14 protein-coding genes are annotated in these 16,099 nt (G+C 64.2%); 7 read left to right on the forward strand and 7 right to left on the reverse strand.

Annotated features, from left to right (window positions below; translation table 11 throughout):
* Positions 1-66 precede the first annotated feature (66 nt).
* From GSQ89_RS14080 to GSQ89_RS14090, 3 genes are all read right to left on the reverse strand, one after another.
* Positions 67-1,551 carry an aldehyde dehydrogenase family protein gene (locus GSQ89_RS14080; protein WP_216856158.1) on the reverse strand — a complete coding sequence of 495 codons (1,485 nt, stop codon included), beginning with the start codon at positions 1,549-1,551 and terminating at the stop codon, positions 67-69.
* Positions 1,552-1,666: 115 nt separating this feature from the next.
* On the reverse strand, positions 1,667-2,122 hold the full coding sequence (gene tsaA / locus GSQ89_RS14085; protein ID WP_158926141.1) for a tRNA (N6-threonylcarbamoyladenosine(37)-N6)-methyltransferase TrmO: 456 nt from the start codon (positions 2,120-2,122) through the stop codon (positions 1,667-1,669).
* 44 nt (positions 2,123-2,166) lie between these two features.
* Positions 2,167-3,663, reverse strand: coding sequence for an aldehyde dehydrogenase family protein (locus GSQ89_RS14090; RefSeq protein ID WP_158926143.1), 1,497 nt, complete (start codon positions 3,661-3,663; stop codon positions 2,167-2,169).
* A 171-nt stretch (positions 3,664-3,834) separates the two neighbouring features.
* Here GSQ89_RS14090 and GSQ89_RS14095 point away from each other — a divergent pair, with 171 nt between their 5' ends.
* From GSQ89_RS14095 to GSQ89_RS14120, 6 genes are all read left to right on the forward strand, one after another.
* Positions 3,835-5,076, forward strand: a complete 1,242-nt coding sequence (locus GSQ89_RS14095) for a DUF2325 domain-containing protein (protein ID WP_158926145.1) — start codon at positions 3,835-3,837, stop codon at positions 5,074-5,076.
* 36 nt (positions 5,077-5,112) lie between these two features.
* On the forward strand, positions 5,113-5,805 hold the full coding sequence (modB, locus tag GSQ89_RS14100; protein WP_158926147.1) for a molybdate ABC transporter permease subunit: 693 nt from the start codon (positions 5,113-5,115) through the stop codon (positions 5,803-5,805).
* Positions 5,802-6,881 (forward strand): molybdenum ABC transporter ATP-binding protein, encoded by a 1,080-nt coding sequence (gene modC / locus GSQ89_RS14105; RefSeq protein ID WP_158926149.1) that lies wholly within the window; start codon positions 5,802-5,804, stop codon positions 6,879-6,881. Before modB ends, modC begins: the two co-directional genes overlap by 4 nt.
* Positions 6,882-7,238: 357 nt before the next feature.
* Positions 7,239-9,590, forward strand: a complete 2,352-nt coding sequence (locus GSQ89_RS14110) for a xanthine dehydrogenase family protein molybdopterin-binding subunit (RefSeq protein WP_158926151.1) — start codon at positions 7,239-7,241, stop codon at positions 9,588-9,590.
* Positions 9,587-9,934 (forward strand): hypothetical protein, encoded by a 348-nt coding sequence (locus tag GSQ89_RS14115; RefSeq protein WP_158926153.1) that lies wholly within the window; start codon positions 9,587-9,589, stop codon positions 9,932-9,934. The genes GSQ89_RS14110 and GSQ89_RS14115 overlap by 4 nt, the downstream gene beginning before the upstream one ends.
* 223 nt (positions 9,935-10,157) lie before the next feature.
* A complete protein-coding gene (locus GSQ89_RS14120; RefSeq protein WP_158926155.1) occupies positions 10,158-11,468 on the forward strand; it encodes an MFS transporter in 1,311 nt (436 codons plus the stop codon).
* Positions 11,469-11,479: 11 nt separating this feature from the next.
* On the opposite strand, the gene GSQ89_RS14125 is transcribed toward GSQ89_RS14120, so the two are convergent.
* Positions 11,480-12,235, reverse strand: a complete 756-nt coding sequence (locus GSQ89_RS14125) for a substrate-binding domain-containing protein (RefSeq protein ID WP_158926157.1) — start codon at positions 12,233-12,235, stop codon at positions 11,480-11,482.
* A gap of 109 nt (positions 12,236-12,344) precedes the next feature.
* On the opposite strand from GSQ89_RS14125, the gene GSQ89_RS14130 reads away from it, so the two are divergent.
* On the forward strand, positions 12,345-13,853 hold the full coding sequence (locus tag GSQ89_RS14130) for an aldehyde dehydrogenase family protein (protein WP_216856159.1): 1,509 nt from the start codon (positions 12,345-12,347) through the stop codon (positions 13,851-13,853).
* Positions 13,854-13,877: 24 nt separating this feature from the next.
* Here GSQ89_RS14130 and GSQ89_RS14135 read toward each other — a convergent pair whose 3' ends face one another.
* The 3 genes from GSQ89_RS14135 to GSQ89_RS14145 all read right to left on the reverse strand — a co-directional run bounded on the left by GSQ89_RS14135 (position 13,878) and on the right by GSQ89_RS14145 (position 16,076).
* Entirely contained in the window at positions 13,878-14,267 is a 390-nt protein-coding gene (locus tag GSQ89_RS14135; protein ID WP_158926159.1) for a GxxExxY protein, read from the reverse strand.
* A 377-nt stretch (positions 14,268-14,644) separates the two neighbouring features.
* Positions 14,645-15,202, reverse strand: a complete 558-nt coding sequence (locus tag GSQ89_RS14140; RefSeq protein ID WP_254073200.1) for an HNH endonuclease — start codon at positions 15,200-15,202, stop codon at positions 14,645-14,647.
* A gap of 226 nt (positions 15,203-15,428) precedes the next feature.
* Positions 15,429-16,076, reverse strand: coding sequence for an alpha/beta hydrolase (locus GSQ89_RS14145; protein WP_158926162.1), 648 nt, complete (start codon positions 16,074-16,076; stop codon positions 15,429-15,431).
* Between the last annotated feature and the right edge of the window lie 23 nt (positions 16,077-16,099).

Raw genomic sequence — 16,099 nt, forward strand, 5'->3', positions numbered from 1 at the left:
AAGTCATTCTCCCAAACGAACACCCCTCCCGGCCGAAACCGGGAGGGGCCAAGCGAACGCTCGCGACTAGTCAGTCTTGATCCAGACCGCCTTCACGTTCAGGTATTCTTCCAGATGCTGCACGCCGGACTCACGGCCATACCCGCTCATCTTATATCCACCGAACGGCACCGCCGGATCCATCGCCTGGTAGCAATTGATCCAAACCGACCCTGCCCGAATAGCCCGAGCAAGCTTGTGCGCCTTGCCGACATCCCGGGTCCACACGCCGCTGCCCAACCCAAACTGAGTCTTGTTACCGCGCTCGATGACTTCCTCGACGTCGGTGAACGGAATGGCAGAGATCACCGGCCCAAAGATTTCTTCCTGCGCGATCCGCATGTCGTCGCGCACGTCGGCGAATACCGTCGGCGGCACGAAGAAGCCCTTCGCCATATCGCCGTCGGTCAGACGCTCACCACCCGACAGCGGACGCGCCCCTTCCTGGCGGCCGATGTTCAGGTAGCTGCTGACACGCGTCATCTGCTCCTGCGACACCAACGGACCAACCTGGGTCTCCGGATCGGCGCCGTTCCCAACGCGCAATGTCTTGCTGAAGTCGGCAACGCGGCTGACGAATTCGTCGTAAATTTTCTTTTCGACGAACAGACGCGTCCCGGCACTGCAGATCTGGCCGGAGTTCGCGAACACCGCCATGCCCGACCCCGGCACTGCCTGCGACAGGTCGGCGTCAGCGAACACGATGTCCGGCGACTTGCCGCCCAGTTCCAGCGACACCCGCTTCAGGTTGCCAGCCGAGGCCCGAATGATCGACTGCCCCGTCACATGCGACCCGGTGAACGCCACCTTGTCCACGTCCGGATGCGACGCCAGTGCCGCACCGGCGGTTTCACCAAAGCCCGGCACCACGTTCACCACGCCCGGCGGCACACCCGCTTCCAGGCACAACTCACCCAACCGCAACGGAGTCAGCGGCGCTTCCTCGGCCGGTTTCAGCACCACGGTGCAGCCGGTCGCCAACGCCGGCCCGATCTTCCAGATCGCGGCGGTCAACGGACCATTCCACGGGATGATCGCACCGACCACGCCAACGGGCTCCTTCAGCGTGAACGACACGATCTCACCCGGCAACGAGTTATTGATCGTTTCGCCATGCAGCGCCGTCGCCATACCGGCATAGAACCGCAGCATCCCCACCGCGCGAGCCTTATTCCCCCGCGTGCGGGAAATCGGCGCGCCCATATCCAGCGTATCCAGCGCGGCGAATTCCTCGATATTCTCTTCGACCAGATCAGCGAGTTTCAGCAACAGCGCTTGCCGCTGCGCCGGCTTGAACTTGCTCCACGGGCCATTGAAGGCCTCACGCGCCGCGGCGACCGCGCGATCGATATCCTCGGCGTCGCCTTCGGCGACATGCGCCAGGATTTCCCCGGTCGCCGGATTGCGGGTTTCGAACGTTTTGCCGGATGCGGCCTCGAGCCACTTGCCGCCGATCAGCATGCGTTTCGTCTTGCCATCCAGGAACGGATGGACCTGCGTCATGACGTTCATCAGGTCAGTCTCCTCACCAATGTTTGGATGAGCGTCGCCCCCGTCGCTTTCTGAACGGCGCAACGCTATACCCTGACGAACATAACGTAACACGCGCCAAGAGTCCACCCGACCGCTAGGCAGGCGTAGCTGTACGATCCGGCTTCAAATCGATCAGCGGCGTGCCATCAAGGCAATCCAGCCCACGAACCAGCAACGTTCCGCCCTCTATTCCCACCAGTTCGACCACCGACGACGCGATCGGATTGGGCCGCACCGGGGACCGCAACGCGAACGTACCCGTTGTCCGCCCGGTACGAAACGGCGACTGTATCACCAGGTCCCGCCGAGACCGATGCATCCAGTAAAGCACCTGGATACGCGTATGGTCGGCGATGTCCGTCAGCCCCTGACGCCAGCGTTCATCCACAACAATGGAACATACCGGACCATCCAGTCGTCCCCGCTTGGGACATTCACCGCGTTCCCGCCACGGCGTGCGGATCACACCGATGAAATACACACCGGCATCAGTCGTCGGGGGAAGCGGCACCGCCACTTCCCCCGGTCGTTTGTCATGGTCGTCGGTCATGCCGCCAGCGTGGCACCCGACGCTGCCTCAAGTCCAGCCGCCGATCACAAAGCCGCGGTAACGGCCTTCACTTCGGTGTAGTTGTGGAACACTTCCGCGCCCATCTCCCGGCCCCAGCCGGATTGCTTGTAGCCGCCGAACGGCAGCGACGCGTCGAACACGTTGTGGCAGTTGATCCACACCGTGCCGGAACGGATGCGGCTGGCCAGCTTGTGCGCCGTCCCGCCATTCGCCGTCCACACGCTGGCCGCCAGGCCATAGATCGTGTCGTTGGCGCGCTTGGCGATCGCATCCAGGTCGTTGTCGTCGAACGGCGTGGCGCAGACCACCGGCCCGAAGATTTCCTCGCGGATCACCTTCATGTCCGGCGTGGTCTTCTCCAGCACCGTCGGTGCGACGAAATACCCCAGGTTACCCACCCGGTTGCCGCCCACCGCGACATGCGCACCCGACCGGCGCCCATCCTCGATATAGCTGGTCACGCGGGAGAACTGCTCATCCGACACCAGCGGCCCCATTTCCGTCGACGGATCGAGACCCGGCCCGACCTTGATCTTGCTGGCAATATCGGCAACGCCCGAGACGACCTTGTCGTACACCGATTTGTGCGCGTACAGCCGAGACCCGGCGCAGCAGCACTGCCCGTGATTGAAGAAGATCGCATTCGCCGCCCCGGAAATCGCCAGGTCCAGATCGGCATCCGGCAGGATGATCGCCGGCGACTTGCCGCCGAGTTCCAGCGACACTTTCTTCAGGTTGCCCGCCGCCGCCTGCACGATCAGCTTGCCCACCTCGGTCGACCCGGTGAACGCCACCTTATCAACGTCCGGATGCGCCGCGATCGCCGCGCCGGCGGTTTCGCCGAACCCGGTCAGGATGTTGACCACGCCCGGCGGGAACCCGGCTTCCTGGAACAGTTCGCCCAACCGCAGCGCCGACATCGGCGTCTGTTCCGCCGCCTTCAGCACCACTGTGCAGCCCGCCGCCAACGCCGGCGCCAACTTCCAGCACGCCATCAACAGCGGGAAATTCCACGGGATGATCTGCCCGACCACGCCCACCGGCTCCCGCACCGTGTAGGACAGGTATTCGCCCGGCAGCGACAAGGGCAGGGTGGACCCGGTGATCTTGGTCGCCCAGCCGGCCATATAGCGGAACATATCCACCGCCAGCGGCAGGTCGGCGACCTTGGCGACCGCATACGGCTTGCCGTTGTCGATCGATTCCAGTTCGGCGAGTTCCTCCAGATCGCGCTCGATCAGATCCGCCAGCTTCCACAGCATCTTGCCGCGCGCCGACGGGCCGACCTTTGCCCACACACCATCGTCGAACGCCCGCCGCGCCGCTGCGACCGCAAGGTCGACATCCGCCTTGTCGCCTTCCGGCACATTGGCGATCACCGTTCCGGTCGCGGGATTATACACCGGGAACGTCTTTCCCGACACCGCCTGTACCAGCTTCCCATCGATCAGCATGCCCGACCGGCGGCCGAGAAACCCGCCAGCGTGCCGCAACCTTGAATCAAGCGCGATTGTATCCATGATTGTCTCCTCCTTGGTTTGCCGGCCGCGACACCAGTTTCCACTTGGCGGGTACGGCTCGATGGGCCACTATCGCTGTAGCCAGTCAAACACTACGACGGGATATCGACGGGCGCGAGTCGTTATATCCAAATGGGATCAACGCTGCAGAAGGGCATGGGAATGGGCGGAGTGGGGCCTGCGTTCGCGATCAAGAGCACCTCGGTGCTGACGCGGCCGTTCGACTTCCGTGCGATCCCGCCGACGCTGGTCAAGCGCGAAACCGCGCCGAGACGCACCAAGATCTGGGAATTCAACACCAATCTGCACTGCTCGATCATCGGTACCTGCCTGTCCAACGCCGAAATCCGCCAGGTCCTGAAGAAGTTCGGCATGGCATCCCAGGACTGTTCGGACCACGAGCTGCACGGCATCGCCGTCAGCCTGGCCGGCCGCCAGGACGACGCCGCCCGAGCGCTGCACAAAGCGCTGGATCATCGCCACAAGCTCGCCGTCAACCAGTTCGCCCGAGCGGACACCGAGGACGCGCTTCGCACCCAATGGCGGGATGCAGTCCGCCGAGGCGACATCCCCGGCGCCTACTGGGCGACCCTGACCCACCCGCAGACCAACCAAACCATCATCCGCGAAGCATTCGGCGAAGTGCACATGCTGTCGCACCTCATCGGATCGGCCAACCGCGCCGATATCAGGCGCCTGTGCCAACTCGAAGCCGACAAGGCGGCGCTGGAAACAAAACTGGACCGCCAGCAGCAGGCCCTGCACGACGCGGTCGTCACCCGAGACACCCAGATCAACCAGTTGCGCCAGGCCCTGGCCGACCGGATCGTCACCGACGCGGCGACCAACGCCCCGACTGAAGAAACCACCCTGCACGACCTGATCGCCGACCGCGAACGCCGCCTCGCCGTGGAATCCCGCCGCCGTGCCACACTGGAGGAACGCCTCCAGGCCATGCAGGCCGAACGGGATGCCGAACGCGCCGCCAGGGTCGCCGCGGAACGCGCGAACGCCGCCCTGCGCCAGGAACTCGACGCGGTGGAAGCTTCCCTCGCCACCTCGCCGGAGGACTCCCCCTCCGCCCGCCTCGACAACATCGTCCTGCTCTACGTCGGCGGCCGCCCCAACCAGGTCGCCCCCATGCGCGCCATGGTGGAGGGTCTGGGCGCGACCTTCCTGCACCACGACGGCGGCGTGGAAAACCACCAGACCCTGCTGCCCGGCCTGGTCAGCCGCTGCGACTTCGCTCTGTTCCCAGTGGATTGCATCAGCCACGACGCCGCCAACGCCACCAAATCGCTCTGCCGCCAGGCCGGCAAGCGCTTCATCCCACTCCGGTCCGCCAGCGCCACCGCCTTGCTCGCCGCCCTCCAGGCGCCCGAAATGACCCGGATGGCTGACGCCGCGGACTGATTTTGCCCGCCGTATCTTCCCCGCTATACCGTTCCCATGACGATGTTATCGCCCGAGGAATGGGAAGCCGTCTGGCTGACCCTGGCCGTTGCCGCGCGAGCGGTGGCGTTCGGCCTACCCTTGGCCGCCCTGACTGCCTGGGTCCTGACCCGCTATCGCTTCCCCGGCCGAGGCATCCTGAACGCCCTGGTCCATCTGCCCATGGTGCTGCCCCCCGTCGTCACCGGCTGGCTGCTGCTGCTGATCTTCGGCATCCGCGGCCCCATCGGCGCGCTGCTGCTGGACTGGTTCGGCATCCGCCTGGTGTTCACCACTGCCGGCGCCAGCCTCGCCTGCGCCGTCATGACCTTCCCCATCATGGTCCGCTCCATCCGCCTCGCCCTGGACTCCATCGACAGTGGCCTGGAGCAGGCCGCCCGCACCCTGGGCGCCGGCTGGTGGGACCGCCTGGTCAACATCACCCTGCCGCTGGCCTCCCCCGGCATCCTTGTGGGCGGCATCGTCGGCTACGCCACCTGCCTGGGTGAGTTCGGCGCCGTCATCACGTTCGCCGCCAACATCCCCGGCCAGACCCAAACCCTGCCGCTGGCGATCTACGCCGCGCTGCAATCCCCAGGCGGCGAGACCAAGGCGGCCGAACTCTCGATGGTCTCCATCACCCTCGCCCTCATCGGCCTCCTACTCTCCGAATGGTTCGGCAAAAAACTGAACACCATGCTCGGACGATGAGTTTTTCCATTACGCTGACCCATCGCTTTCCGTCCGTCCGGATGGATCTCGCGTTCGAGGTCCCATCACCGGGCGTAACGGTGCTGTTCGGCCCCTCCGGCGCCGGCAAGTCGACCATCATCAACGCCACCGCCGGCCTGCTGCGTCCCGACATCTGCCGCATCGAGGTCGACGGCACCGTCCTCGCCGACACCGCCTCCGACACCTGGATCCCACCGGAACGCCGCCGCGTCGGCCTGGTGTTCCAGGACTCGCGCCTGTTCCCGCACATGTCGGTCGCCACCAACCTGCGCTTCGGCATGCGCCGCGTCGCCCCCGGCTCCATCCACTTCGATGAGGTCGTCGATCTCCTGGGCATCGCCCCCCTGCTGACTCGGCGCCCCCACACCCTATCCGGAGGCGAACGCCAACGCGTCGCCATCGGCCGAGCCCTGCTCGCCCAACCGCACTTGCTGCTGATGGATGAACCCCTGGCCAGCCTCGATGCAGCCCGCAAAGCGGAAATCCTGCCCTACCTGACCCGCCTGAAAACCGCGCTGAGCCTCCCCATCCTCTACGTCACTCACGCCCTGGACGAAGCGGTGCAACTCGCCGATTCCATGGTGCTGGTGGAAGCAGGCCAGGTGGTAGCGTTCGGCGCCGTGTCCGAAGTCGCCGCTAGGGCCGACCTGCCACTGGCCCGCCGAGACGACGCCGGCGCGCTATTGCTATGCCAGGTGAGCGAAAACGACACCCCACGCGCCCTGACCCGCCTCGAAGGCGCCGGCGCAACCTTCTGGGTCCCCTTGCTGGACCTGCCGGTCGGCACCAACTGCCGCATGCGCATCCCCGCCCGTGAGGTCATCCTGGCCAGCCAGCCCCCCGAGGCGATCAGCCTCCACAACATCATCCCAGGCACAGTCCGCCAAATCGCCAACGATCCCACAAGGCGTTCGGTGATCGTCGAAATCGCCCTGCCAGACGGCGGCCTGCTGTCACGCGTCACTCCCGACGCCGTGGCCCATCTAGGATTATCGACCGGCACCCCGGTCCTGGCCCTGATCAAATCCACCTCGATCGAAGTGCTGGGCCAATAGCCTTGACCCCCTCTACCATCGCCGAGCAGCTTATCAGGCGCCGCTGGCAACCCTTCTGCACCGTCGCGACTCCTTCGGCACCGCCGCGCCACCGTCATGGCAAGCGAAGGCTCGCCATCCACGCCTTTGCTTTCGCGCCAGGAAAGCGTGACGGCCGAAAAGTCAATGAAAACGCCTGCTCATATGATCAGTCGCGGCCAATCCGTTGCCTATCCGTCATGGCCGGGCGTGTCCCGGCCATCCACGCACCGGCCCACGAACCACACCCAACCCCCGCCACCACCGCCCAGACCTTGCCCCAAAACGCTATATCCTGTTGGATATGGCGAAGCCTAGAGCCATGAGAGCCCCATCCGAATGAATGCGCCGTTCGATCCCACGCTGCTGACCGCTGAGAAATTCGCTGTCGGACAACCGGTTTCCCGCAAGGAAGACCCCACCCTGCTGCGCGGTCAAGGCCGCTACACCGACGATCTGAACCGGCCCAACCAGCTCTACGCCGTCATGGTGCGCAGCCGGATGGCGCACGGCATCATCAACAGCATCGACGTCCAGACCGCCCGCGAAATGCCCGGCGTCCACGCGGTCATCCTGGCCGAGGACCTGGACGCCGCCGGGATCAAGAACATGCCGGCCGCGGCGGGCAAGCACCGCGACGGCACCGCCACTCCACGCCCTGCCCAACGCGCACTGGCATCCGGAAAAGTCCGCTACGTCGGTGAACCAATCGCCATGGTCGTGGCGGACACCAACAAACTGGCAAAAGACGCAGCCGAGGCGGTCTTCGCCGACATCGATCCGCTGCCCGCCGTCACCACCGCCGGTGACGCCGCCGCCCCAGGCGCACCCCAGATCCACGACGATGCGCCAGGCAACGTCTGCCTCGATTTCCATTTCGGCGACGAGGAGAAAGTAACCGCCGCCTTCGCCGAAGCCGCGCACGTCACAAGCCTGTCAATACGCAACAATCGCATCGTCGTCTGCCCGATGGAGCCCCGTTCGGCGATCGGCGAATACGATCCGGAAAAGGATCGTCTGATCCTCCGCCTGGGTTGCCAGGGCGCGTTCGGGCAACGAGCGCTGCTCAGCAGCGTCATGGGTATGCCAGTCGAAAAAATCCATGTCCTGACTGGAAACGTCGGCGGATCATTCGGCATGAAAGCCTCCGCCTACCCGGAATCTATCTGCCTGCTGCATGCCGCCCGAGTCCTCGGCCAGCCGGTCAAATGGACAGATGAACGCTCCGAAAGCTTCATGTCCGACAGCCACGGCCGCGACCACGAGATGATCGCCGAACTGGCTCTCGCCGCCGACGGCAAGTTCCTCGCCCTGCGCGTCACCGGCCACGGCAACCTGGGCGCCTGGCTGAGCAACGCCACCACCATCCCGCCGACGCAAAACACCGCGAAGAACATCATCGGCGTCTACAACACGCCGCTGATCCAGGTCACGACCAAGTGCATGTTCACCAACACAACGCCCGTAGGGGCCTACCGAGGCGCCGGCCGCCCCGAGGGCAACTACTACATGGAACGCCTGGTCGAAACCGCCGCCCGCGAAATGGGCATCGACCGCGTCGAACTGCGCCGCCGCAATCATATCCAACCTGAACAGATGCCATATCAGGCACCGAACGGAATGCTCTACGACTGTGGAGAATTCCCCGCAGTGATGGAAAGAGCCCTCGCCGCCGGCGACTGGGACGGTTTCGCCACCCGCCAAGCCGAATCTAAATCCCGCGGCAAACTGCGCGGCCGAGGCATGGGCCATTTTCTGGAGGTCACCGCCGGTGACGGCAACGAAATGGGCGGCATCCGTTTCGAGGACGACGGCAACGTCACCATCATCACCGGCACCCTCGACTACGGCCAGGGCCACGCCACGCCCTTCGCCCAGGTCCTCTCCGCCCAGCTCGGTATACCATTCGAAAACATCAAGCTGCTGCAAGGCGATTCCGACGAATTGGTCGCCGGTGGCGGCACTGGCGGCTCCCGCTCGATGATGCAAAGCGGCGCCGCCATCATCGCCGCCAGCGATATCGTCATCGAACGCGGCAAACGCGCCGCCGCGCACTTCCTGGAAGCCTCTGTTGCCGACATCGAATTTTCCCGCGGCCGGTTCAGCGTCGCGGGAACCGATCTGGGCATCGGCGTCGTCGATCTCGCACAACGGTTGCGCCTGGAAGCCCAGATCCCGGAAGACCTGCCGCAATCGCTGGATGTCAAACACATCAACAAAGGCGTGCCCTCCGCATACCCCAATGGCTGCCACATCGCCGAGGTCGAAATCGATCCCGAAACCGGCACCGTCGAAGTCGTCAGCTACGCCACCGTCAACGATTTCGGCACATTGGTGAACCCGATGCTAGTCGCCGGCCAGGCCCATGGCGGCATCGCCCAGGGCATCGGCCAAGCCCTGATGGAAAGCGTCAGATACGACGAGGACGGTCAGCTCATCACCGGCTCATACATGGATTACGCGCTGCCACGCGCAGGCGACTTCCCCACCATGGGCTTCATCAGCCACCCCGTACCCGCCCGCACCAATCCACTCGGTGCAAAAGGCTGCGGTGAAGCCGGTTGCGCCGGCTCCCTGCCGGCGGTGATGAACGCCGTCGTAGATGCGCTCTCGGAATTTGGCATCACCCACATCGACATGCCCGCCACACCACACCGCATTTGGCAGGCAATCCAGGCCGCGCAAACATGATCGACGCAACCGAACTGCTGGATGTCCGGATGTCATCCGACGGCAAAAACCTTCAGTTGCGGTTGCGTGACCAGAGCGGCCAGGCAGTGACCTTTTCTCTGCCGGCCTGCTGGCTGAACACCATGCTGAACGCCGTGCCCGCGTCAACCGGAACCGAAACGGTCCACCCACTGGACAGTTGGAGCATGGATCGGACGGGCAACAGCGAAGACCTGATCCTGACCCTACGCACTCCCGAAGGCCAGGCGGTCTCCTTCACCATGAAACCCTGGCAAGTCGAAGGCATGACCACAATCGCCACCTACGGCCGCTCCGGCCGCACAACAGGAACCACAATCCACTAACCGCCCCAACCGTCACGGCCGTACCCTACCGTCATGGCCGGGCATGTCCCGGCCATCCACGCACGAACCGTCGCCACAAGACCGGCCCTCTCATCGTCATACCGGCGAATGCCGGTATCCACGCCTTACAGTACCGACGGCGAACCCTCGCCCCCCCTGATTCGACATTTCCCCAGTTTGAAACTCTGATGGGCACAACAGACGCCCGGAAGAGGAATCCAGGATGACCGATGTCGAAACCGCCGTGATCCGCAAGGTGGCATGGAGGCTGATCCCGTTTCTGTGCATCGCCTACGTGACCAACGCCCTCGACCGGTACAACGTCTCCATCGCCGCCCTGACCATGAACAAGGACCTCGGCCTCAGCGCCTCGGTCTACGGCCTCGCCGCCGGCTCCTATTTCTGGAGCTACGTTCTGTGTCAGGTCCCCGCCAACCTGATGCTGCGAAAACTCGGCGCCCGAGCGTGGCTTGCCATCATCATGGGCCTGTGGGGACTGGTATCCACCAGCACCGCCCTGGTTACAGGTGAAACAAGCTTCGTCTGCGCCCGCTTTCTGCTCGGTATCGCCGAGGCCGGCTACTTCCCCGGCGTCACCTATTTCATGATGTGCTGGTTTCCCAGCCGGCATCGCGGCCGCATGATGGGCTTCTTCTTCGCCGCCAGCGCCATCTCCAGCGTCATCGGTGCACCGCTCTCGGCGAACCTGCTACGCCTCGACGGACTACTCGGTCTCGCCGGCTGGCAATGGATTTTCATCGCCGAAGGCCTCCCGGCCATCATCCTCGCGTTCGTTGGCATCGGCATCCTGCGCAATCGCCCCGCCGACGCACCATGGCTGACCACAACAGAAAGCGAATGGCTGCAAAACCGCCTGGACGCGGAAGCTGCCAACAAGCCGACACATGGCCGAGCCCTGCTGCCCTCGATCTTGAACCCACAGATCATCATCCTGACCATCGCTTTCGCGTTCACCCTCTACGGCAACTATTCCATCGCCTTCTTCCTGCCGCTGATTATCAAGGGCCTGGGTCTCTCGAACCTCGAGGTAGGTTACGTAAGCGCGTTGCCCAGCCTCTGCACAGCCGTCGGGATGATCCTGATCTCCCGCAGTTCCGACCGCTCCGGAGAACGCTTCTGGCACGTGATAGTCCCCGTAACGATCGGCGGACTGGGCATGCTGGCCGCCGCATTTTCGCTCGGCAACGTCTACCTCGCCATGGCCGCGTTCTGCATCGCCTTGTGCGGCCTGTCTTCCACGCTGCCCGTCTTCTGGAACCTGCCGACGGCCTACTTCGGTTCGGCCACCGCCGCCGCGGGCATCGGCGCGATCAACACCATCGGCAACATGTCAGGCTACCTGGCCCCGCAGTTCACCGGCCTGCTGCACGACCGGTCCGGAGGCTACGTCGTGCCATTGCTCGTCGCCGCCGCGCTCGCACTATCCGCGCCAATCCTGATCACCCTCTCCGGCATAAGGCGCTACCTGCACCAACCCGATCGATCAACCACACCGGCCGCCAAAACGGTCTAACCAACCGTCCGTCAAGGCGAGGCAAGTCCAACCGGATCGAAACCGAACCGAGCCAAAATTGCCTGCCCACGCTCCGACATGACGAACAACGCAAAACGTTCAGCGAGAGGATGATCCGATAGCACAACCATGCCATACGCCGGTCCGACCGATAATGCGGCCGGTACCGTAACGGACACCAGTCCCGGTACCTCCTTCATCACCGGCCCCGAACCGCTGCAGTAACCCAGCATAATGTCCGCCCGGTTTGCCAGAAACACGCCCTGGACCGCCCCATGCCCGGGCACCAGCGACGGCGTATTAGGCCCGCCCACCAGCTTCAACGCCTTCGCTTCCAACACAGCCTTGGCGCCCGGATGCACCGCCTCGGCACGAGCAAAAATCGCCCAGGCATAATCGCCACCCAGATCGGCCCCCGGTGTCGACGTCGCCAGTCGCACCGCCGGATCCAACATGCGGTCCAGCAAATTATCCGACGTCAATCGCGGCCGCCCCAGCGCGCACAACCGATTGCGCGTGAACATGATCACCGGCTGCCCCGCCCGCGCCAGCTTCCGAGGCTGCGCCATGTCAGCCGAAGCCAGGATATCCGCCGCCTCCCCATGCTCGATCCGCTCCCGCAACACGCCGGACGGCCCGAACACCGGCGCGGCGACGCTGTCCGGCGGGGCAGGGAAGTCCTTCAGCATTTCCGTGAACGCGCCGCTCAGGCTGCCCGCCGCATAAACCCGCAAACTGTCCGCCATCCCGGCGCTCGGAAACAGCATCAACAGCAACATGACAATTCGAATTCGACCCGCCATCTGGACCCCCGGCCACCGCGTGGCTATATCCCCCACGACATAACCCAAAACGCACTGCCAAGGAACCTCGACCATGTCGATAACCGAACAGGCCCGCCCCGCCGCCACCAGCAAGCCGCGCCATGCGCGCATGCTGATCGACGGCGCCTGGGTAGACAGCGCGTCCGGCGAGACTCTCACGGTGGAAAACCCCGGCCGTCGCACCACCGTCGCCACTATCCCCCGCGGCGCCAAGGCCGACGTCGATCGCGCCGTCAACGCTGCCCAAAAAGCCTTCCCCGCCTGGAGCAAAATCCCACCCCGCCAGCGCGGTCGCCTGCTGCTGCGCATCGCCGACGCGATGGAAGCCCGCATCGAGGAAATGGCCCACATCATCGCGGAAGAAACCGGCAACGCCATCCGCACCCAGGCCCGCCCCGAAGCCACCCTGACTGCCGACATCTTCCGCTATTTCGGCGGTCTCGCCGGCGAACTCAAAGGCGAAACGATCCCCCTCGGTGAGCACGTCCTCAGCTACACCCGCCGCGAACCCCTCGGCGTCGTCGGTGCCATCATCCCTTGGAACGCCCCCGTCCTCCTCGGCGCGCTGAAAATCGCCCCCGCCCTCTGCGCCGGCAACACCCTGGTCCTGAAAACCGCCGAGGACGCGCCACTCGGTGTCCTCCTCATGACCGAAATCTGCCAGGAATTCCTCCCCCCCGGTGTCCTCAACGTCCTGACCGGCACCGGCGAGGAATGCGGCGGCCCGCTCGCCCAGAACCCCATCATCCAGAAACTGTCCTTCACCGGCTCGACCGAGGTCGGCAAGATCATCATGCGCGCCGCCGCCGAACGGATCGTTCCGGTGTCGCTCGAACTCGGCGGCAAAAGCCCATCCATCGTCTACCCCGACGCCGATGAGGATTGGGTCGTCGACGGTGTCATCTCCGGCATGCGCTTCACCCGCCAAAGCCAGTCCTGCACGGCAGGATCGCGTTTGTTCCTGCATCAGGACATTTTCGACAGCTTCCTCGACAAACTGACCACCAAGGTCCAGGCCCTGAAACTCGGCGACCCGCTCGACGAAACATCCGACATCGGCAGCATCATCAACGAAAAGCAATTTCGTAAAGTCTGCAACTATGTTGACGAAGGCCTGAAGCGCAAAGACGCCCGCCTGGTCTTCGGCGGCCTGCCCCCGAAGGATGGCCCACTCAGCCAGGGCTACTTCGCCGTCCCCACCGTCTTCGCCGACACCTCCAACGACTGGCGCCTGGCCCGCGAGGAAATCTTCGGCCCGGTCCTCGTCGCCATCCCCTGGAAGGACGAAGACGAGGCCATCCGCATGGCCAACGACAGCCACTACGGCCTCGCCGCCTACGTCTGGACGCACGAAATCGGCAGCGCCCTACGCGCCGCGCACGCCATCGAATCCGGCTGGGTGCAGGTGAACCAGGGCCTCGGCCAGCAGCCCGGCCACTCCTACGGCGGCTACAAGCAGAGCGGTATCGGCCGTGAATTCTCCCTGGAAGGCATGCTCGACAGCTTCACCCAGCGAAAAAACGTCACGGTCAACATGAACGTCCCGCGCCGCGGCACCTAAGGTGCGAGAGCGGACTGCACCGTTTCACGCAACGAAACGGTGCAGTCCGTCCTTCAGCAGAACGCAATTAAAATTCATCAGCAAAGCCGTCGTGCAGTCGCTCATTCGCAGATACGTCAGTGTTTGGGCCTCATGCACCGGCAGGATGCGTTCGACGGATTTCAGCTCGAGCAGAACAGTGTGGTCCACAATGATGTCCGCTCGGTAGCCGTTATCGATGCGCATATCTTCGTAGACGAATGGCGGGGGAACTTCGCGTTCGAAGGGTAGGCCGTCGTTGTGAAGTTCCCAACAAAGACACTGGTGGTAGACGGACTCGAGCAACCCCGGGCCGATCGTCCTGTGCACCTTGATGGCCAGGCGGATGATGCGGCCAGTCAATTCCGGCCCGGGTTCGGGTGATCGGGTTTTCATAGCCGGATGTTGGGGGCAGGTCGGTTAATAGCGGGTTAACCGGTCGGTTGGTGGCCGTCGGGAACAGCCGGTGTCCGAACGCTCTCCTCTTATTTCCGATGCAGAGTGCGGAGCGCAGGGTACGCAGAGGAAACCCGAGACCGTCGCCAACACGACGGGGCACCCGACCTTTCGTTAAAAATCGACGCCAAACTTGTCCGGGGTACAACCGAAAATCTTCCTCTGCGCACCCTGCGCTCCGCCCTGCGGCCTCTGCGTCGAAAAAGAGATGCCTGTCCGGACACAGGCCTTCCCGGTTGCGGTCCGGTCAACTCACCGAGTCAAGTATCGTCCCGGCCATGGCGTACCGCGACCCAACGACCTCCACGACTCACCCCCTAAGCCTCCAGCGAGGCATCCCAATACAGGAAATCCAACCACGTCCGGTGCAGGTTCTCGCGCGACACATGCCACTTCGCCGCTTCATCGATCTGATGCGGCGTCGGCTCCATCGGCGCGCAACGCAGCCGCAGCCCGCTCTGCTTCAACGACCGGCTGCCCTTGAACAGATTATCCGCCTGGCAGCACGTCACCACGTTGCACCAACTGCTGACCCCACCCCGCGACCGAGGCACGATGTGATCGAACGTCAGATCCTTCGCCGGCAGCGTCTCCCCGCAATACTGGCAACTGAACCGGTCGCGCAGGAACACGTGATACCGCGTGAACGCCACCTTGCGCCGCTTATGGAACCGCTTCAGCGCCACCACCGACGGGATCGCGAACGACCGCCGGGTCGAATGCACTTCCACGTCATAGTTGATGACCGGATTGACCCGTTCCTGCAGCACCGCCACCAGCGCGTCCTGCCAGGACCAGACCGACAGCGGACCCCAGCTCAACGGCTGCATGTCAGCGTTCAGCACCAGGGTTTGCAGGTTGGGAATATGGCTCACAGGCGTTGCCCCGGCCGGAACGCCGCGTTCAACGTAAGATCGGGCAACTGCCATCCGCCAACAGGCAAAAGCGACTCCCTTTCAACAGGAGCACAACACCTGGGCGTTTAGAAATCGTCGAGTCGCCAGATATTGTGCGCCGCCGAAAACCTGCGCGATTTATGACAGACCGCCAACCGCGCCGCAACCCGCTCGTGTCAACCCTGTCCGCGACTTCATTGTTTCGTCACGCAAATCCCCGTTGCAGCGCCAGGCCGCCCAGTGAGATCCCGGTATCGTCGATCCCGTGCCCAAGACCCGGGATATAATGCGCGTCCACCGGCACCTGCGCGCCAATCAGTGCCGCCTCGGCCTCATGCGACCGGGTGACCGGAACCGCCTCGTCCGCCTCGCCATGCACCAACAGGACCGGCGCGCGGTTGACCAACTCGGCCGCCAGGGCCTCCGGCGCGATCAACGCCCCGGAAAACGCCAGGATAGCACGCGGCGCGACCGCATGACGCAGCCCGGTGAACAGCGAGATCATCGCACCCTGGCTGAACCCCATGATCGCATACGCATCGCCGGGCAGCCCCAGCCGAGCCAACTCAGCATCGATAAAGCCATGCAGATAGGCCGCGGCGGTCCGCGCGCCCGCCTCCATCACCGGCGGCGAGCGGTCGGCGACGCTCCACCACTGCCGCCCAAAACCTGAATCGTGCTGAAACGGCGCATGCACCGACGCGAACAGCGCATCCGGACAGGCGTGCTGCCAGGCCGGCGCCAGGTCGATCAGGTCGAACGCATCAGCCCCCAGCCCATGGCAAAGAATCACCAACTGCTTGGGCGTCCCCTTGGAGGCAGGTCCCCAGTGAATCGCGTCGAGGCTTGGCATGCTGTGGTATCTCCCGTTCCCGC

It is taken from the genome of Acidisphaera sp. S103 (genome assembly GCF_009765975.1).
Lineage (GTDB): Bacteria > Pseudomonadota > Alphaproteobacteria > Acetobacterales > Acetobacteraceae > Rhodopila.